This is a genomic window from Microbacterium sp. cx-59 (assembly GCF_020805625.1).
GTDB lineage: Bacteria > Actinomycetota > Actinomycetes > Actinomycetales > Microbacteriaceae > Microbacterium.
Genome location: NZ_JAJHGO010000007.1, coordinates 489,544 through 507,735, shown reverse-complemented (window position 1 = coordinate 507,735; position 18,192 = coordinate 489,544). Strand labels below are relative to the sequence as shown.

Genomic DNA, 18,192 nt, shown 5'->3' with positions numbered 1-18,192 from the left:
TGGAGAAGCACAGCGGGCGCAGCCGCATCGGCGTTTCGCTGCATCCAATGCAATGACAAACGGAATTAGTGCAACGTAAGGGTCCGCAAGTGCAACGAGAACGCGTCCCCGACAAGAGGGGTGTTGCGGGGCGGGCGGGGGAGCGCTAACGTACAACCAAATGGTTGTAGAACTCGAACTCAGCGACGACGCGGTGGACCGGATCTTCCGGGCACTCGCCGACCGCACGCGCCGCGACATCGTGCGGCGCACCATCGAGGCCGAGCAATCGGTCTCGGCCCTCGCCGCCGCCTACGACGTGTCGTTCGCCGCCGTGCAGAAGCACGTCGCGGTGCTCGAGGCGGCGGAGCTGGTGATCAAGCGCGCCGAAGGAAGGGAGCGCCTCGTGCGTGCCAATCCCGCCACCCTCGCCCGCGCCCGCCGGCTGCTCGCCGAGTACGAGCAGATGTGGCGCGCGCGGATCGACCGACTCGACGACCTGCTCGCCGAAGAACCCTGATCCGGATGCGGCAGCCGCCGCATCCGCCCCGCTTTCCCCATCCCGCAAGGAGCACGACATGCCCGTCACCGCCGTCACCACCGACGCCGACGCCCTGACCATGACGCTCGTGGGCGAGTTTCCATCGCCCGTGGAGCGACTGTGGCGTGCGTTCACCGACCCGCGCCAGCTCGAACGATTCTGGGGGCCTCCGGGCTACCCCTCCACGTTCGAGCGGTTCGATTTCGAGCCCGGCGGGTTCGCTCACTACACGATGACGAGTCCTCAGGGGGAGACGTTCCGCGGCCGATGGGAGTTCGTGGCGATCCACCCCGAGACCGGCTTCGAGGTGCTCGACGCCTTCGCTGACGAGTCCTGGCAGCCGGCCGAGGGCATGCCGGTGTCGCGGATGCGGTTCGAGTTCGAGGCGACCGCATCCGGATCCCGATTCACGAGCACCACGCAGTTCAGCTCGCTCGAGGGACTCGAGCAGACGCTCGCGATGGGCGCCGTCGAGGGCTCGACGCTCGCCCTCAACCAGCTCGACATCGTGCTGCAGGATCTGCGTGCGTACGCCGAGGGCAAGGGCACGCGCACCGAGATTCTCACCGATCAGCACGTGCGCATCACGCGGCTGATCAACGGCCCGCGGGAGCTCGTTTGGCGCGCCTATACCGAGCCAGAGCTCATGAAGCAGTGGCTGCTCGGCCCCGACGGCTGGCGGATGACCGTGTGCGAGATCGATCCGACGGTCGGCGGACGCTACCGCTACGCCTGGGCGCCCGAGGAGGGAACCGAGGGTGAGCCGTTCGGTTTCGACGGCGAGACGCTTCTCGTCGAGCCGGCGCGGCGCACGGTCACGACCGAGCGCATGACCGGCACCGACTTCGCCTCGACGACGAACGACCTGACGCTGTACGAAGAAGACGGCGCGACTCTCGTCACGACGCTCATCGAGTACCCCGACAAAGAGGTGCGCGACATGGTGCTGGCCACCGGCATGACCGACGGGATGGAGACGAGCTACGCCCGCCTCGAGCGGGTGCTCGCTCCGCTGGTCTGAGGCGCCCGCGCGGGCGTTGCGTGCTCGCCGGCGCTCTTCACCCGACCGCGAGACGGGATCTTCGCGCCGAGACGTAGGGGTAACCCCACGGTTTCGGCGCGAAGAACCCGTCTCGTCGCGTTGTGGCGCGCGGCAGCGGGCGGGGGCGGCGCGCGGCAGGGGGCGGCGCGCGGCCAGGCAGGGGCGCGCGCGCGGGATGCGGATGCGGCTGAGTGCCGGCAGAGAGCCGGGCGGCGTGTGGATGGTAGAGTTGGATCGCGCCTTTGTGCGCTGCGTCGTCGATACGCTTCCGGCTCTCCAGTAGCCGTGGAATTTCTCGAGCGGCGAACCGGCGCGGGACCCCCCGCCGTCGCCCCACCTCAGCGGTCATTCGACCGCGTCATATCGAAAGCACCTATGCCTTCCTTCCTTGAACTCGGCGTGCCCGCACGTCTGGCCCGCATCCTCGCCGACTCCGGCAAGACCGAGCCGTTCCCCATCCAAGAGGGGACCCTCCCCGACTCTCTCGCCGGCCGCGACGTCCTCGGCCGCGGCCGCACCGGCAGCGGCAAGACCCTCGCGTTCTCGCTGCCGCTGGTCACCCGCCTCGAAGGCGGACGCCGCACCCATGGGCACCCCCGTGGCCTCGTGCTCGCCCCGACCCGCGAGCTCGCGACGCAGATCGCGGCGACCCTCGCCCCGCTGGCCGAAGCCGCAGGGCTCACCGTCACGACCATCTTCGGCGGCGTGAGCCAGAAGCCGCAGGAGCAGGCGCTGCGCAACGGCGTCGACATCATCGTCGCGTGCCCCGGCCGGCTCGATGACCTCATGAAGCAGAAGATCGTGCACCTCGACCGCGTCGAGATCACCGTGCTCGACGAAGCCGACCACATGGCCGACCTCGGCTTCCTGCCGGTCGTCACCCGCATCCTCGGTGCGACCCCCCGCGGCGGACAGCGGATGCTGTTCAGCGCCACCCTCGACCGCGGTGTGGACGGTCTCGTCCGTAAGTTCCTGCAAGACGAGGTGCGCCACGAGGTCGACGAGTCGAGCGTTCCCGCCGCCGCGATGACCCACCGCGTGTTCCAGGTGTCCGATGACGGCAAGAACGACCTCGTGCAGGCGCTCGCGTCCGGCACCGGCCGCCGCATCATGTTCACCCGCACCAAGCACCAGGCGAAGAAGCTCGCCAAGAAGCTGATCGCCGACGGCATCCCCGCCGTCGACCTGCACGGCAACCTGTCGCAGAACGCCCGCGAGCGCAACCTCGCCGCGTTCGGTGCCCCGCTGTCGCAGGGCGGCGTGCGCGTGCTCGTCGCGACCGACGTCGCCGCGCGCGGTGTGCACGTGGATGATGTCGAGCTCGTCGTGCACGTCGACCCGCCGGCAGAGCACAAGGCGTACCTGCACCGCTCGGGCCGTACCGCCCGCGCCGGCGCTGAGGGCACCGTCGTGACCGTCGTGCTGCTCTCGCAGAAGCGCGACCTGGCCGACCTGCTCAAGAAGGCCGCGATCTCGGCTCCGTTCGAGCCCGTCACCGCGGGTCACCCCGCCGTGCAGGAACTCGTCGGCGAGGTTGCCCCGCACGTCAAGCCCTCGCCCGTCGCGGCACAGCAGAACACGGGTGGATCGGGTCGCTCCGGCGGCGCCGGCCGCTCGGGTGGCGCCGGTCGCCCCGCGGGCGGCGGTCGCTCCGGCGGCGCCGGTCGCTCGGGTGCGGGTGCCGGTGCGGGTCGCTCCGCTGCGGGCGCCGGTCGCTCCGGTGCCGGCGCAGGTGCCGGTCGCGTCACCGCCGGTGCGAGCGCAGGCCGCTCCAGCGGTGCGGGTCGCTCCGGCGCTCGCCCGGCTGCGACCGGCTCGGCCGTCCGCTACTCCTCGTCGACGGGTTCTCCCGCGTTCGAGGCGCCCCGCGAGGCTCCGCGCAACCGTCGCAGCAGCCGCGGCCGCGGTCCTGCCGCGCAGTAACGCTCTCGCAGTCGCACACTGCATCCGAATGCCCGTCGAGTCCTGAGCTCGGCGGGCATTCCGCGTTCACGGATGCGGATGCGGATGCGGAACGGCTGCGGAACGGCTGCGGATTGGGATGCGGGGCGGGCGGCTCGCTCAGGCGCGCTCGAGCGCGTCGCGGAGTGCCTCGTTCGCGATGCGCCACTCCTCGGGGTCGTCCTCTTCCCACAGTTCGGTGAGTTCGCTGCCCGCCGAGGTCGCCGCGGCGAGTCCGCTGATGGCCAACGCGACGAGCATGTCGTCGGGGCGACCGGCCCGCTCCACGAAACTGTGCACCGAATCGGTGTACGCGTCGTTCTGGGTCGGCTTCCCGATCCCGTGCGCGACGGTCTCGGCGGCGGCGATCGCGCAGCTCGCGGCATCCGCGTCCAGATCGGGCACGCCGGCCGCGGCCGTCAGCGCCGCGCGCACCGCGCCCCAGTCGGTCAGCGAATCGAGCTCACTCGCCCAATCGGCCGCCGCGTCGTTCCCGAACGGTTCCCCACTCCATGCGCCCACGTGCCCGATGCTACGCCGCGCGCGCCGCGCGCGCCGCGCGGAAGAGCTTCCGCATGAGGTCCGCGACGTAGGCGCGATTGTCATCGGTGATCGCCGGCAGCGTCGGTGCGAGATGCCCGTCCGCGATCCGGAACGTCTTCGTCTCGGCATCCCACGCGAACGAATCCGCCTCACCGAGCGGCGTCCGCTCCACCGGCTCCATGAGGTCGCGCGAGTAGACGGCGGCATCCGTGATCGCGATGCCGTACACGCCGGCGAAGGTTGCGCTCGAGAGCGACACCAGCAGGGTCTCGTCGGCGGGCACCTTCCATTTGGCGGTCAGCTTTGCGAGTCCCTTCGCATCCTTCGGTCGCGACGGGAGGAGGAAGTCGCCGCTCAACCGGCTCGCTCGCACGAGCTCGTCGACGGTGGGTTCTGATGCGGGGCTCGCGTCCGGCTGTTCGCTCGCACCCGCTCGCACCGCGGTGATCACGGCCGACAGGTAGCCGACGGCATCCGTCGCGCTCGTCGACTCGAGCAGCCGAGCGACCTGAGCGAGATCGATGCCGACACCCGCGATCTCGAGCCGTCCGTCGGCGACCCGGATCGTGGCGGGGTCGACCGTCGCCGTCGGGATCTGTGCCGATTCGCGCCCGACATCGTCGACGTAGACGGTGCGGTCGGTGATCAGGATGCCGTTCACCCGGCGACGCGCGAGCAGATCGATCGAGTGGAACCCCCAGTAGGTGAGCGGCAGCTCGCCGTCGCTCACCGCTTCGCGGAGCTGCAGCTGCTGCACGGCCCGCCAGAACACGAGCTCCGCGTCGTCGTACACCGGGTGGTCCTTCTGCCCGGCCCGGAACACGAAGCTTTTGGTGGATGCGGGCACCGGGATATCGGCGACGGCGGCGGCGAGGCGGCCGAACGTCGCTCTGCGCTCTTCGGGAAGGCCTCGGAGGTACTCGGACAGATCGCTCGCAGCGGCCACGGATGTTCCCCTCGTCAGACAGTGTCAGCGCTCATTCTGCCCGAGCGGTGTGCCGCATCCGCCGCTGTCCACAGCGCGCGGTGGTGCTTCTGTCCATGGCTCGCGGTGGCGCTGCTGTCCACAGCTCGCGGCGGCGCTTCTATCCATGTCCCACTTTTTGTCGCTATGAGGGGTCGATAGCGGCAAAAAGTGGGACATGCTCCGCGAAAAGTGGGACATGGGCGGCGCGGAACGCGCTCCGGCACCAGCCCCACGCTTCAGGCGCGGATGAGGCCGTCCTCGAGGGCGACCCAGGCGAGCATCGCGCACTTGACGCGCGCGGTGTACTTGCCCACTCCGGAGAGGGCCGCCGCATCCGCGTAGACCTCCTCGTCGAGCTCGATCGTGCCGCGCGAGCGCAGCGCGTCGCGGAAGCCGGCGATCAACTCGCGGGCTTCGGCGTGCGTCATTCCGCCGCGCTCTTCGGCCGCATCCGCGACGAGCACCGACAGCATGGATGCGGATGCCTGCGAGATCGAGCAGCCCGCACCCTCCCAGGTGACGTCGCGGATGGTGTCTCCGTCGTCCGAGAGACGCACCCGGAGGGTCACCTCGTCGCCGCAGATCGGGTTGCGCTGATGCGAGGTCGCGGTGCGGCCCTCTTCGGCGGCGAGGTCCTTGCCGTGCGGGTGCTTCGAGTGGTCGAGGATGAGCTCCTGGTACAGCCCGTCGAGCCCGCTCATGCGCCGACTCCGAAGTAGGCGCGCACTCCCGACACGCCCTCGAGCAGTGCGTCGACGTCGTCCTCGGTCGTGAAGACGGATGCGGAAGCCCGCACCGACGCCGTGATGCCGAACCGCGCGTGCAGCGGCTTCGCGCAGTGGTGGCCGACGCGGACGGCGATGCCGCGGGCGTCGAGGAACTGCCCGACGTCGTGCGCGTGCACTCCGTCGACGTCGAATGATGCGAGACCCACGCGGGATACGCCCTCGGCGTCGCCGAGCAGGCGCACGCCGGGGATGCCCCGCAGGCCCGCCATCATCCGGCGCTCGATGGTGTGCTCGTGCGACTGGACCGCATCCATCCCGAGGTTCTGCAGGTAGCGCACCGCTTCGGCGAGGGCGATCGTCTGCGACACGGGCTGCGTGCCGGCCTCGAACTTCTGCGGCGGCGGCAGGAACTCGGCGTCGTCGAGGGTCACGGTCGTGACCATCGATCCGCCCGTGAGGAACGTCGGGAGCGCCTCGAGTACCTCGGTGCGCCCGTAGAGGGCGCCCACGCCGTACGGCCCGAGCATCTTGTGGCCCGAGAACGCCGCGAGATCCACGCCGAGCGCGGGCAGGTCGAGCGCGAGATGCGGGGCGGACTGGCACGCGTCGAGGACCGTCAACGCACCGACCGCGCGGGCGAGCGCGACGAGTTCGACGACCGGGTTCACGATGCCGAGCACGTTCGACACGTGCGTGAACGCGACGACGCGGGTGCGCGCACCGATGACGGATGCGGCGGCGTCGAGGTCGAGCGTGCCGTCGTCGCGCACGGGGATGTGCCGCAGCACGGTGCCGGTGCGGGCGGCGAGCTCCTGCCAGGGGATCAGGTTCGCGTGATGTTCGCTCTCGGTGACGACGATCTCGTCACCCGGATGCAGCGCGAGCGGTGCGCTCGCCGGTGCTCCGCGACCCGCGGTCGCGTTGCCGATCGAGTACGCGACGAGGTTCAGGGCGGCCGTCGCCCCGGACGTCCAGACGAGGTTCTCCGGCGCGGCGCCGACGAAACCGGCGACGGTCGCGCGCGCGTCCTCGTACAGGTCGGTCGCCTCGGCCGCCAGGGTGTGGGCACCGCGGTGCACGGCCGAGTTGGCGCGGGTGAGGAAGGCGACCTCGGCGTCGATGACGGACCGGGGTTTCTGGCTGGTGGCTCCCGAGTCGAGGTACACGAGACGCTCGCCGCCGATCAGCTGGTCGAGGATCGGGAAGTCGGCGCGCAGGGACGCAGCATCCAGGCGCGGAATCTCGGTGGTACTCACCTCACCAGGCTAGTTCGGTGGGAGAGCGGTCGGGCCCGTTGGGCGAGCCCGACCGGCCGGATCACGCGGGCGTCGAGCCACCCGAGCCACCCGGCGCGGGCGCGACCGGACCGTCGGCCACCGCATCGACGGCGGCCGCGGGGGAACGGATGATCGTGAGCGTTCCGGTGGAGTCGGGGCGGAACTCGCCCGCGCGCTCCTGTCCGAGCAGCGGCCGGGAGCGGCGTCCGTAGACGACCTCCGACGAATCGAGCAGCCACGGGACGAGCGTGATCGTCACGCCGTGCACCAGCATCAGCTGGTTCGCGATGCGGCGGGCGCGGCGGTTGTGCAGGAACGACTCCCACCAGTGGCCGACGATGTACTGCGGCAGGTACACGGTCACGACCGTCGACCCGTGCTTGGCGCGGTACTCCTGGATGAACGCGGTGATCGGCGCCGCGTAGCTGCGGTACGGCGACTCCAGGATGATGAGCGGCACCGGCATCCGGTGCGTCTGCCAGTCCTTCTGCACCTCGGTCGCGGACTCCTTCGTGACCGCGACGTGCAGGCCGATGGTCTTCTCGTGGCGCGCGGCGACCGCGTAGTCCAGCGCTTTGGCGACCGGCTTCTGCAGGCGACCGACGAGAACGATCGCGAGGTCGCCACTGGCGCCGAAGTGCGTGTTCTCATCGAAGTGGATCTCGTGCTCGACGTCGCGGTAGTAGCGGCTCACGCCGATCATCAGCACCGACAGCACCGGGATCGCGAGGAACACGAGCCACGCGCCGTGCGTGAACTTGGTGATGGTCACGATGATCAGCACGGCCGCGGTCATGCCGGCGCCGATCGAGTTGATGATGAGGCCCGAAATGATCTCGCGCCGGTGGAAGTGGGCGGAGTCCTGCGCGAGGGCTTCCGGGGTCAGGGTCTTCAGGTTTCGAAGCGCTCGCCGCCAGTGCCGCACCATCCCGATCTGACCGAGCGAGAACGACACGAAGACGCCGATGATGTAGAGCTGGATCAGGGTCGTGAGGTTCGCCCCCGACGTGATCAGAACCAGGATCGCGCCGAGTCCCAGGATGATCATGCCGTTGGAGAACACCAGGCGGTCGCCGCGCGTGTTCAGCGACTTCGGCGCGTATCCGTCGCGGGCGAGGACCGCGCCGAGCAGCGGGAACCCGTTGAACGCGGTGTTCGCCGCGAGCAGGAGCACGCAGGCAGTGGCGGCCTGGATGATGAAGAACGGAATCGACCCGACCCCGAACGTCGCCCCCGCGACCTGGGCCATGAGGCTCGGTTGGGGCTGGTTCGCGCAGTCGAAGCCGATCAGATGGCAGGGGTTCTCGGCGTAGTGCACGCCCGAGACGAGCGCGAGCAGGGTCAGTCCGGAGAACAGCAGGATGGCGACGGCGCCCATCGCGACGAGGGTGTTCTGGGCGTTCTTCACCTTCGGGCGACGGAACGCGGGCACCCCGTTCGAGACCGCTTCGACGCCGGTGAGGGCGGAGCAGCCGCTGGAGAAGGCGCGGAGGATGAGCAGGATCACGGCGGCCTGGGTCAGGCTCTCGGCCTGTACGTCGTACTGCGCGCTCGAGGCGACCGGGGTGTCGCCGAGTATCCAGCGCACGATGCCGACCACGATCATGATCGCGACCGAGCCGATGAAGATGTACGTCGGGAGCGCGAAGGCGCGCGACGCCTCGCGGACGCCGCGGAGGTTCACCAGGATGATCAGGATGACGAAGCCGACGGCGAGCTCGACGCGCCACGGGTTCAGGCCGGGCACGGCCGAGATGATGTTGTCGACGCCGGACGAGACCGACACCGCGACCGTCAGGATGTAGTCGACCAGCAGCGCCGACGCGACGACGACACCGGGGATCTCGCCGAGGTTCGTGCGCGCGACCTCGTAGTCGCCACCGCCCGAAGGATACGCCTTGATGAGCTGCCGGTACGACAGCACGACCACGATCAGCAGCACCACGACCGCCACCGCGATCCACGGGCTGAACGCGAGGAACGACATCCCGCCGATCAGCAGGATCATGAGGAGCTCCTGCGGCGCGTACGCCACCGACGACAGCGCATCGGACGCGAAAATCGGCAACGCCATGCGCTTTTTCAGCAAATGGTCGTCCGCATCGCCCGATGCCAGAGGGTCCCCGATCAGCAGGCGTTTCGCTATCGGGGTTTCCGGCGCGGGCTCCGCGCTCTCGTTAGTCACGAGCGGGGACACTACGCCTGTGGGAGGGGGCACGCAACGTGACGGGCCGGGAGTTCGCCAGCCCGACACCGGATGTGCGCGCTGACCTACCATCGAGCGCATGCTCCTGCACGATCGCCGGCTCGCCCTCGTCTTCCGTCTCGCGGCCATTCTCGTGGTCTGCTGGGGCATCGGTTCGGTCAGCGGACTGTTCGCGGGACGCCCGAGCGGCGTGCAGTTCTTGTACTACACGGTGCTGAGCAACCTGCTGGTTCTGGTGTGGTTCGTGCTGCTGGTCGTTCGCACCATCCGGGACCTCCGCGCGAGCGGCGCATGCGGATGGTCGACGCCATCACCGCGGTTCGCGGCGGCCGTGATGTTCGCGATCACCGTCACGATGCTGGTCTACCTGATCGTGCTCGTGCCCGAGGCGTTCACCCAGAACACGGGGTACCAGCCGTTCACGCCGACCGACAATGTCGTGCACATCTTCACGCCCGCCTTCACAATCGTGGACTGGCTGCTGTTCACCCCGAAGGGCCGTGTCCGCCCCACTGACCCGCTGCGCTGGACGCTCCTTCCGCTCGGGTACGTGGCCCTCGCGTTCGGGTACGGCGCGCTGGGCGGAGTGTTCGGCGGCGGCACGCGTTACCCGTACCCGTTCATGGATCTCGATCGGAACGGGCCGGGCGGTGTCGCGCTGTGGCTCGTCGGGTTGTACGTCGCGCTGCAGCTCGTCGCGTACGTGTTCTTCGCGATCGACCGGATGCTGGGCGCCCTCGCGCAGCGCCGCTCAGCGACGCGGTGATCCGGGGCGGTCGAGGAGTCCGGAGAACAGGGCGTGCAGGAGCGGGAGGGCCGACACGCTCATCAGGACCGTGCCGAAGACGGCATCTTCGACGCGGAGCAGCGCTCCGGCGATGAGGAGCCCGGCGAACAGCACGGCGGAGAGGATGCGGCGGGCCAGGCGCTCGAGTGAGGCCACTCGCCGGTCGAGCCGCGGGGTGTCGATCTTCACGCCGCCCACCTCGGCGCGGGTGAGGAACCCGTCGATCCGTTGCGGCAGCCGCCATGCGGTGCCGACGACGGCGACGGCCTCCTGCGCGAAGCCGCGGACGAGGTGGCGGCCCTCGTCGCGGACCAGCTGGCCGGCATACGGCTCGACCGAGTCCCACAGGTTGAAGGAGGGCTCGAGCGAACTGCAGACGCCCGAGACGAGCGACATGGCCCGCACGATGAGGAGGAAGTTCTCCGGCAGCTGGAACGGCAGCGATCGCACGACGTCACCGAACTCGACGGCGAAGTCGCGGAACTCCCGCGGGTCGACGTCACGGAGCTCGGCGAACCCCATCCCGCCGAAGCGTGCGAACAGTTGCGTCATGGCCCGTTCGAGTTCGGCGGTGTCGGCCGAGGGGAGCAGCACGCCGACCTCTTGGATCGCCTCGACGAGCCGCTTGCCATCGCGGGCGGCGACGGCGATCAGTGCCTGACGGAGCCCGGTGCGGATGCTGCTCGAGACCTCGCCCATCATGCCGAAGTCGATGAAGGTGAGCCGCCAGTCCGTGGCGCCGTCCGCATCCGTGCCGACCGGGGTGACGAAGATGTTCCCCGGATGCGGGTCGGCGTGGAAGTAGCCGTGCGCGAACAACTGGTCGAACATGACCGCGGCGAACCGGGTGGCGACGTCATGCGGTTCGATGCCGGCGCCGCGGAGGGCGTCCACATCCGTGATCTTGATGGCGGTGACGTCGGCGAGGGTCAGCACGCGACGCGAGGTGCGTTCCCACACGATCTCGGGTGTCGAGACACGCGCGTCGCCGGCGAAGTTCGCGGCGAATCGCTCGGCGTTGGCGGCTTCGTGGAGGTAGTCGATCTCCTCGAGACTCGTGAGCGCGAACTCTTCGACGAGCTGCGGCATGTCAACGCGGTCGGAGATGAGGCGCACGCGGCTCAGCCACCCGCCGACCTTCCGGAGGGCGGCGAGGTCGACGTCGACGATCTCGTCGATGCCCGGGCGCTGCACCTTCATGACGACGGCGTCGAAGCCGATGTCGTCGGCCGCGGGAGGGGCCAGCCGCGCGCGGTGCGCCTGGCCGAGAGACGCGGCGGCGACGGGGACCGGGTCGATCTCGGCGAAGACGCGGTCGAGGGGGGCGCCGAGCTCGGCTTCCGCGAGCGCGCGGATCTCGGCGAACGGCACGGCCGGCACCTCGTCTTGCAGACCCTCGAGCTCGCGGGTGATCGCGGGCGGGAGCACGTCGAGGCGCGACGACATGAACTGTCCGACCTTGATCATCAAACCGCCGAGCTCGACGGCGAGCGCGTGGAACCTGCGCGCGGTGCGCTGCAGGCGCACTTCGCGGTTGCGCGCGCCGATCCTCCCCAGCCCGATGCGGGGGAGGAACAGCTCGAACCACCAGGTCTGCACGAGGTGGCGCGCGGCGAAGCGCAGGATGCGGCGATAGCGCGCGCGAGAGTCGCCGGCGTAGGGCATTGGATCTCCTCCACGCCGGCGACCGCCTGGCGTCACTCGGGTCAGTCCTGGGCGAGGATGGCGTACAGCTTGCGGCGCGCGTCATCCAGCACATCGACGGCCTGCTGCACCTGCTCGGCATTGCCCGAGCGGCCCACCTGCGCGGCGGCCTGGGCGAGCTCGACGCCCGCCTTCGGAAGCGCCGTCAGGCGACCGCTGCTGTCACGGCTGCTCGAGGTCTCCCACGGGGCGGGGCTCTCGGTCGCGGCTTCGGCTTCGAGGCGGCCCGCCTCGGTGAGCGAGTAGGTCTTGCGACCGTTCGACTCGTCGGCCGTGATCAGGGCCTCGTCGGCGAGGAGCTGCAGGGTCGGGTAGACGGAGCCGGCGCTGGGCTTCCAGGTGCCGCCGCTGCGCTCGCCGATCTCGCGGATGATCTGGTAGCCGTGCATCGGCTGCTCGGCGAGCAGCGAGAGGACGGCGGCGCGAACGTCACCGCGCTGCATACGCGGCGCGGCGGTGCGCTGCTCGAACGCGGAGCGCAACTGATCCATGGCCTGCATGATGCCCTCCACCGGTCGCCCCCCGCCGAAGGCGTGGGAACCGCTGCCGAACAGATTGTCGAAAGAACCGTTCATGATGACCTCCAGGGGAATGATTGGACGATACTTCACGATATATCGCTCAGTGTCGTTCCGGGCGGGATAGGCGGGATCTCACAGCCGGCTCACGGGAGGCGAACCCGCGGTCCTGGACGCTGGGTCAGCGCGGGACGAACAGAGCCACACCCGCCGCGAGAAGAGCAAGGACGCCGAGCGCTGCGCCGTAGTAGCCGAGCACCCGTCCGCGGTTGACCCGCCAGCTCTTCTCCTGCATGCGGGGTGCGACGGGGGGCGCCGCCGACCGTGACGGTGACGGCGACGGCGACGCCGAGGGTGCAGCGGACGCCGTTAACGGTGCTGCCGCTGCCGCTGCCGCTGCAGCGGCCGCTGCCGGTGCCGGTGCCGGTGCCGGTGTGGCAGCGGGTGCCGTGGGTGACGGTGCGAAATGGACTCCGAGTGCCGACACGACAGCCCCGAGAACCGCGAACGCGCGTTGCCAGACAGCGGGGTCTGGCGTCGACAGCTCGACGGGCGCGTAGAGGAAGAGCCAGTCCTCGGCGACTTCGACATCGATCGGCAGGTGCGGGTCGTCGAGGAGGGAGGCGAGCTCGGGCGCGACGACGGCGCGGAGCCAGTCGGCCGCGGCGGGTGCGACGTGGGCGGTTACGGCCGCATCCGCCCCCGTGAGGCGAAGCGTGGTGACGCCGTCCGGAAGGGCCGGGAGTGGAGACCGCGTCCGCGCGCGTTCGGACTCGAGAAGGAACGGTGGCAGCGGTGTGCGGAGGGGAACGGCCACGTAGCCCCAGGTGATGCTCATCAGGTTGAGGTTCACGGCCACCGAGTACGCGCTGTTGCCGATCTCGATGAGGGGAGATCCCGGAATGCGGACGATGTTCCCCGCGCGCTGGAGTTTGCGGGATCGACCTCGCGCGTCGCGGAAGACGATGCCGGGCAGTGATTGGGGCCCGGATCCGACGTAGTACTCCCACCCGTTCGTCACCGCGAAGGCCTGGATGGCCTGCGCGTCGGGCTTCAGATTCGGGTCACGAAAGGGCGGGTCGAGAAGGGGGCGATAATCCGCGGAGGGCAGCACACCGTCATTCTCTCGCGCTCGGCGTCGCTGTCCACTGGCGTCGCTGGCAATGTCGTCGCGGACGACGGTGGCGACCGCGGGCTCAGCGACGAGCCTCCGGATTCGTTCACGGTGATGTTCGCCGAAAAGATCACGGATCGCCGTGTCAATTGCAGTGTTCCGCTTCCCCCCGGTATGCGACCATATCCCGGGGCGTCCGCTGTGCACGATCGTGGCGGTTCCCACACCGATACGGGGGAGGAATCTCATGGCGGAGCAGTCCGAGGAAGTCCAGGAAGCGCTTCGGCGCATTCAAGGCCAGGTCGATCAATCGATCAGGCACGCCGAACGGATGCAGGAGCTGGCGGCCCAGATCCGGACGATCTCGACCGAGGTGACGTCACCGGGCGGTGAGCTCACGGTGCACGTGGACGTGAGCGGCCGGCTCACGAACGTGGTGTTCACGCAGGACGCGTTGGCGCTTCGTCCTGCCCAACTGACCGCCCTGCTGCTGGATGCGCTGGAAGAGGGCTACCGGCGCACGAGCGCGGAGAGTGTGGCGCTCGCCGCGGACACGCTGGGCGAACAGTCGCCGACCGTCACGAAGCTTCGTGACAACGTCGACGAGTACGCGCCGCAGATCGAGCGCCCCGAGGACGGACTGCTGCGATGAGCCACGAGATCGCGATCGACTGCGGGGGACTCCGCTCGCACGCGCAGCATGTCGAGGCGGCCGCGCGCGGTCTCGACGACCCGATCGGGGCGATCGGGTTCATGACGATCGGCAGCGACGCCTATGGCCTGATGTGCGGGTTCGCGGCCCTCCCGACGGTGGCGATGGGTGCTGGTGCGGGTGCGTCGCTCGTGGCCACGCGCGAGCTTCTCCTCCGGACAGCCGGGATCGTGCGAGCGATCGCCGAGGACTTCGAGCGTCGCGAGCAGGAGAACTGCGCGGAGATCCGCGAACTCGAGTCGCGTCTGGACGGGACGGTGTACGTATGACTCCGGTCGGATACGGCGGGGTGCTCAACTCGACGATCGCCTCGCAGTCCAATTCGCTCATCGTCGCGCCCGAGATGCCGGGCTGGATGGACGGCGTCGGGCCGTTCGAAGACGGGATGACCCTCGGCACATCGCTGCAGAGCGGTGACTGGGTCGCAGCATCCCTCGCCATGGGATCGATCGCGCTGAGCGTCGTCGATGCGGTCCTGAACCCGATCGCGACGTTGGTGTCACTCGGGGTCGGATGGATGCTGGAGCACATCTGGCCGCTCACCGACTGGCTCAACTCGCTGACCGGCGACCACCGCATGGTGAGCAGCTACGCAGCCACGTGGCAGAACGTGTCGACGAGCGTGTCCGCCTCCGCGGACGCTCTCAACGCCACGCTCGCCGACCTCGCCGACATGCGGGGCTTCGCCGTCGACGCCGAGCAGCGGATGCTGGAGACGATGGCCAACAGCCTGGGAATCGCTGCGCAACTCGCCTCCGGTGTCGGCGTCGCCGTCGAGCTGCTCTCGACGATCGTCAAGGCCGTGCACGATCTCGTACGCGATGCGATCAGCGATCTCGTCGGCTACGTCGTGGTGAGTCTCGCCGAGGTGGCGGCGACCCTCGGTGCGGCGACACCGTTCGTCGCCGCACAGCTGGCCGTCAAGGCGACCAAGTGGTCGACGCTGCTGATGGACTTCGTGATGGATCTCGTGAAGTCGGCGGGAACGTATGTGGACCTCGCGAAGTCCCTCAAAGAGGTGTACGACGGCGTGACCGGCACCCTGAACGAGAAGGTCGCGTAGCGGTCAGTCGAGCCACTCGCGGGCGGCGACGACGAGGGTCTCGACGCCGCGCTCGATCGTCGGATGCAGCACCGGCGCGAAGTACGGCGAGTGGTTCGTCGGTACGTCGCGGTCGATCGTTCCGTCTGCGGCGGCCCGGGCGTAGAGCTCGGGATCCACACCGCCCCAGAACCAGAAGACGAGCGGCGCCCCGGTGTCGCGCGCGAACCAGGAGACGTCCTCGCTGCCGGTGAACATGCCCGGGTCGATCACGGCGCTCTTGCCGAACGCGCGCCGGAACGCCGCCTCGAGCCGGGCCGTGGCCTCGGCGTCGTTGATGGTCGGCGGCAGGGTGTGGTCGGTGACGATCGTGGGTTCCTGCTCGGCACCGGATGCGGACGCCTCCGCCCGCACGACGCGCTCGACCTGCGCCAGCACCCGCAGGCGGGCGGCATCGTCGGGGTAACGCAGGCTGAGCTGCAGTGTCGCCTCGGCCGGGATGATGTTGTGCTTGAGTCCCGCGTGGATCGACCCGACGGTCACGACGGCCATGTTCCGCGGGTCGGTCTCGCGCGAGACCACCGTCTGCAGGCGCATCACAGTCGCCGCGGCCATCACGATCGGATCGATCGTCGAGTGCGGGCGCGACCCGTGACCGCCGCGACCGTGCAGGGTCACGGTGAGGCCGTCGGATGCCGACATCTGCGTGCCGGGCCGCACCCCGATCAGCCCCGCCGGGAGCGGAGTCAGGTGCTGGCCGAGCACGACGGTGGGGGCCGGGTAGCGGTCGAGAACGCCGTCGTCGATCATCGCGCGGGCTCCCGCGCCGAACTCCTCGGCGGGCTGGAAGAGCGCGATCACGGTGCCCGACCATTCGCCCGTCGTCGCGGCGAGTCGCTCGAGCGCGCCGAGGAGCGCCGTCACGTGCATGTCGTGCCCGCACGCGTGCATGACCGGTACGTCGAGTCCGGCCGGGTCGAGGCCGTGCGCCGTGCTCGCGTAGGCGAGCCCGGTGCGCTCCTCGACGGGGAGTCCGTCCATGTCGGCGCGCAGCCACACGACCGGGCCGTCGCCGTTGCGGAGGGTCGCGACGACACCGGTGCGCCCGATGCCCTCGTCGAACGGGATGCCGAGCTCGGTCAGCGTGCGCGTGATGACGCCGGCGGTGCGGGTCTCCTGGAACGAGAGCTCGGGGTGCCGGTGCAGGTCGATGTACAGCGCTTCGAGGTCGATTGCCATGCGCCCGAGCCTACGGGCGCGACCCGGGAGGCCGCATCCGTCGGCTCGGCCTGGAGGGCCGCCTCGGCCGGCTCGTGCTGGGTCGCCGCGTCGGCCGGCGCGGGCCGGGTCGAAACCGGAGCTCAGTCGGCGACGAGCCAGACGGCTGTGTCGGCCGGCAGTTCTCGCCCGGTGAACCCTTCGCTGGCGATCAGGATGCGGCCCTCCGGCAGCGCGACGACGGAATCGCCGAGGTTCGCGATCACCGTCACGTCGTCGACGCGGAACGCGAGGACCGTCGCGGGGAACCCGTCGAGCCACGTGAAGGTCGCCGAACCGAGCCCGTGCGCCCGACGCTCCGCGAGCAGCTGCCGGTAGAGCGACAGCGTCGACTCCGGATCGCGGCTCTCCACGTCGCGCGCGTGCTCCGCCCAGGAGGCGGGCTGGGGCAGCCACGAGGCGCCGGTCGCGTTGAACCCGAAGGCGGGGGCGGATGCCTCCCACGGGATCGGCACGCGGCATCCGTCACGCCCGTACTTCTCGTGCTTCGTGCGGAACCAGGTCGGGTCCTGGCGCGCGGAGTCGGGGATGTCGACGGCCTCCGGAAGACCCAGCTCCTCGCCCTGGTAGACGTACGCCGAGCCCGGCAGCGCCAGCATGACCGTCGAGGCGGCGCGCGCGCGGCGAAGTCCGAGCTCTGGAATCGGCTGCGCCGCCGACAGCGGCCCGATGCCCTCGCCCTGCGGGCTCTCCCCCGACAGCGCGAGACGCGACGCGTGCCGGATCACGTCGTGGTTCGACAGCACCCAGGTCGACGGCGCGCCGACCGCGGGGAACGCGCGGAGCGACTCCGTGATGATCGTGCGGAGGGGCGCCGCATCCCACTCGGTCGTGAGGTACGGGAAGTTGAACGCCTGGTGCAGCTCGTCGGGGCGCACCCACAGCGCCGTTTTGTCGGGCGTCGGCAGCCACGCCTCGGCGCACAGCGCACGGTCGCCGTCGTACTCGGCCGCGACCTCGTGCCAGTCGCGCCAGACATCGTGCACCCCGGGCTGGCCCCAGTACGGCACGTCGTCATCGTCGCCGCCCATCGAGTCGCCGTCGGCGGGAGGCGTGTAGTCGGGCAGGCCGTCCTTCTTGATCAGGCCGTGCGCGACGTCGATGCGGAAACCGTCGACTCCGCGGTCGAGCCAGAACCGCAGCACACCGCGGAACTGTTCGCGGACCTCGGGGTTCGTCCAGTCGAAGTCGGGCTGCGACGAGTCGAAGATGTGCAGGTACCACTGGCCCGGAGTGCCATCCGGTTCAGTCACGCGATCCCACATCGGTCCACCGAAGACCGACTCCCAGTTGTTGGGCGGCAGGTCGCCGTTCTCTCCGCGGCCGTCGCGGAAGATGTAGCGCGCGCGCTCGGGGCTGCCGGGAGGGGAGGCGAGGGCCTGCTGGAACCAGGTGTGCTGGTCGGAGGAGTGATTCGGAACGAGGTCGACGATGACCCGGATGCCGAGTCCGTGCGCGCGCGCCAGCATCGCGTCGAAGTCCGCGAGGGTGCCGAAGATCGGATCGACGTCGCAGTAGTCGGCGACGTCGTACCCGGCGTCCTTCTGCGGCGACACCATGAACGGGCTCAACCAGATGGCGTCGACCCCGAGGTCGGCGAGCGAGTCGAGGCGGGCCGTGATGCCCGGCAGGTCGCCGATGCCATCGCCGTCGGAGTCCGCGAACGACCGCGGGTAGATCTGATAGATCACCGCGGTGCGCCACCACTCGTCACCGGGGGCGGGGGCGAACGTTCCGGGCGCCGCCGCAGCGGTCGCGGCATCCTGCGTCGAAGTCATGGGGTCCAGGGTACCGGGTGAATCGTATCGATTCG

At 69.8% G+C, this 18,192-nt stretch carries 17 protein-coding genes; 7 read left to right on the top strand and 10 right to left on the bottom strand.

The annotated features are described in order from the left end of the window. Positions 1-160: 160 nt before the first annotated feature. The 3 genes from LMI96_RS09840 (at position 161) to LMI96_RS09830 (ending at position 3,485) form a co-directional block, all read left to right on the top strand. Positions 161-499, top strand: coding sequence for a helix-turn-helix transcriptional regulator (locus tag LMI96_RS09840; protein ID WP_223722099.1), 339 nt, complete (start codon positions 161-163; stop codon positions 497-499). 58 nt (positions 500-557) lie between these two features. Next, entirely contained in the window at positions 558-1,541 is a 984-nt protein-coding gene (locus LMI96_RS09835) for an SRPBCC family protein (protein ID WP_228361377.1), read from the top strand. 396 nt (positions 1,542-1,937) lie between these two features. Further along, complete coding sequence (locus LMI96_RS09830) at positions 1,938-3,485, top strand: DEAD/DEAH box helicase (protein WP_228361376.1); 1,548 nt, start codon at positions 1,938-1,940, stop codon at positions 3,483-3,485. Positions 3,486-3,623: 138 nt separating this feature from the next. Here the strand turns inward: LMI96_RS09830 and LMI96_RS09825 are convergent, their stop codons facing one another. From LMI96_RS09825 to LMI96_RS09805, 5 genes are all read right to left on the bottom strand, one after another. Then, positions 3,624-4,025 carry a DUF4259 domain-containing protein gene (locus LMI96_RS09825; protein WP_228361375.1) on the bottom strand — a complete coding sequence of 134 codons (402 nt, stop codon included), beginning with the start codon at positions 4,023-4,025 and terminating at the stop codon, positions 3,624-3,626. Positions 4,026-4,035: 10 nt separating this feature from the next. Beyond that, on the bottom strand, positions 4,036-4,992 hold the full coding sequence (locus tag LMI96_RS09820; RefSeq protein ID WP_228361374.1) for a hypothetical protein: 957 nt from the start codon (positions 4,990-4,992) through the stop codon (positions 4,036-4,038). Positions 4,993-5,249: 257 nt separating this feature from the next. Beyond that, positions 5,250-5,714: a Fe-S cluster assembly sulfur transfer protein SufU gene (gene sufU / locus LMI96_RS09815; RefSeq protein ID WP_223722104.1), complete on the bottom strand. Its 465-nt coding sequence runs from the start codon at positions 5,712-5,714 to the stop codon at positions 5,250-5,252. Continuing rightward, entirely contained in the window at positions 5,711-6,997 is a 1,287-nt protein-coding gene (locus LMI96_RS09810) for an aminotransferase class V-fold PLP-dependent enzyme (protein ID WP_228361373.1), read from the bottom strand. The genes sufU and LMI96_RS09810 overlap by 4 nt, the downstream gene beginning before the upstream one ends. A 61-nt stretch (positions 6,998-7,058) precedes the next feature. Next, the gene (locus LMI96_RS09805; protein ID WP_228361372.1) at positions 7,059-9,215 is read right to left on the bottom strand and encodes an APC family permease; all 2,157 of its coding nucleotides are present in this window, start codon (positions 9,213-9,215) and stop codon (positions 7,059-7,061) included. A gap of 88 nt (positions 9,216-9,303) precedes the next feature. Between LMI96_RS09805 and LMI96_RS09800 the strand changes: the two genes are divergently transcribed. After that, positions 9,304-9,990 (top strand): Pr6Pr family membrane protein, encoded by a 687-nt coding sequence (locus LMI96_RS09800; RefSeq protein WP_228361371.1) that lies wholly within the window; start codon positions 9,304-9,306, stop codon positions 9,988-9,990. Here the strand turns inward: LMI96_RS09800 and LMI96_RS09795 are convergent. From LMI96_RS09795 to LMI96_RS09785, 3 genes are all read right to left on the bottom strand, one after another. Next, entirely contained in the window at positions 9,976-11,676 is a 1,701-nt protein-coding gene (locus LMI96_RS09795; protein WP_228361370.1) for an AarF/ABC1/UbiB kinase family protein, read from the bottom strand. The two genes, LMI96_RS09800 and LMI96_RS09795, sit on opposite strands and share 15 nt — an antisense overlap. 41 nt (positions 11,677-11,717) lie before the next feature. Beyond that, the gene (locus LMI96_RS09790; RefSeq protein ID WP_374197477.1) at positions 11,718-12,290 is read right to left on the bottom strand and encodes a PadR family transcriptional regulator; all 573 of its coding nucleotides are present in this window, start codon (positions 12,288-12,290) and stop codon (positions 11,718-11,720) included. Positions 12,291-12,414: 124 nt separating this feature from the next. Then, positions 12,415-13,347 (bottom strand): hypothetical protein, encoded by a 933-nt coding sequence (locus LMI96_RS09785; RefSeq protein WP_228361369.1) that lies wholly within the window; start codon positions 13,345-13,347, stop codon positions 12,415-12,417. A gap of 247 nt (positions 13,348-13,594) precedes the next feature. Between LMI96_RS09785 and LMI96_RS09780 the strand changes: the two genes are divergently transcribed. Genes LMI96_RS09780 through LMI96_RS09770 form a run of 3 tightly spaced genes read left to right on the top strand, consistent with a single transcriptional unit; the run spans position 13,595 to position 15,122 of the window. Next, positions 13,595-13,999 carry a YbaB/EbfC family nucleoid-associated protein gene (locus LMI96_RS09780; protein ID WP_223722110.1) on the top strand — a complete coding sequence of 135 codons (405 nt, stop codon included), beginning with the start codon at positions 13,595-13,597 and terminating at the stop codon, positions 13,997-13,999. Further along, on the top strand, positions 13,996-14,328 hold the full coding sequence (locus LMI96_RS09775) for a hypothetical protein (protein ID WP_223722111.1): 333 nt from the start codon (positions 13,996-13,998) through the stop codon (positions 14,326-14,328). Before LMI96_RS09780 ends, LMI96_RS09775 begins: the two co-directional genes overlap by 4 nt. Continuing rightward, positions 14,325-15,122, top strand: a complete 798-nt coding sequence (locus LMI96_RS09770; RefSeq protein ID WP_223722112.1) for a hypothetical protein — start codon at positions 14,325-14,327, stop codon at positions 15,120-15,122. The genes LMI96_RS09775 and LMI96_RS09770 overlap by 4 nt, the downstream gene beginning before the upstream one ends. Before the next feature lie 3 nt (positions 15,123-15,125). Here the strand turns inward: LMI96_RS09770 and LMI96_RS09765 are convergent, their stop codons facing one another. After that, positions 15,126-16,340, bottom strand: a complete 1,215-nt coding sequence (locus LMI96_RS09765) for an amidohydrolase (RefSeq protein ID WP_228361368.1) — start codon at positions 16,338-16,340, stop codon at positions 15,126-15,128. A gap of 122 nt (positions 16,341-16,462) precedes the next feature. Next, positions 16,463-18,157, bottom strand: coding sequence for a glycoside hydrolase family 13 protein (locus tag LMI96_RS09760; RefSeq protein ID WP_228361367.1), 1,695 nt, complete (start codon positions 18,155-18,157; stop codon positions 16,463-16,465). Positions 18,158-18,192: the final 35 nt, after the last annotated feature.

Bases quoted from the DNA above. Each gene is read 5' to 3' on its own strand.
- LMI96_RS09840 (WP_223722099.1), top strand. From the start codon at position 161: ATGGTTGTAGAACTCGAACTCAGCGACGACGCGGTGGACCGGATCTTC.
- LMI96_RS09835 (WP_228361377.1), top strand. From the start codon at position 558: ATGCCCGTCACCGCCGTCACCACCGACGCCGACGCCCTGACCATGACG.
- LMI96_RS09830 (WP_228361376.1), top strand. From the start codon at position 1,938: ATGCCTTCCTTCCTTGAACTCGGCGTGCCCGCACGTCTGGCCCGCATC.
- sufU (WP_223722104.1), bottom strand. From the start codon at position 5,714: ATGAGCGGGCTCGACGGGCTGTACCAGGAGCTCATCCTCGACCACTCG.
- LMI96_RS09800 (WP_228361371.1), top strand. From the start codon at position 9,304: ATGCTCCTGCACGATCGCCGGCTCGCCCTCGTCTTCCGTCTCGCGGCC.
- LMI96_RS09795 (WP_228361370.1), bottom strand. From the start codon at position 11,676: ATGCCCTACGCCGGCGACTCTCGCGCGCGCTATCGCCGCATCCTGCGC.
- LMI96_RS09790 (WP_374197477.1), bottom strand. From the start codon at position 12,290: ATGAACGGTTCTTTCGACAATCTGTTCGGCAGCGGTTCCCACGCCTTC.
- LMI96_RS09780 (WP_223722110.1), top strand. From the start codon at position 13,595: ATGGCGGAGCAGTCCGAGGAAGTCCAGGAAGCGCTTCGGCGCATTCAA.
- LMI96_RS09775 (WP_223722111.1), top strand. From the start codon at position 13,996: ATGAGCCACGAGATCGCGATCGACTGCGGGGGACTCCGCTCGCACGCG.
- LMI96_RS09770 (WP_223722112.1), top strand. From the start codon at position 14,325: ATGACTCCGGTCGGATACGGCGGGGTGCTCAACTCGACGATCGCCTCG.
- LMI96_RS09765 (WP_228361368.1), bottom strand. From the start codon at position 16,340: ATGGCAATCGACCTCGAAGCGCTGTACATCGACCTGCACCGGCACCCC.
- LMI96_RS09760 (WP_228361367.1), bottom strand. From the start codon at position 18,157: ATGACTTCGACGCAGGATGCCGCGACCGCTGCGGCGGCGCCCGGAACG.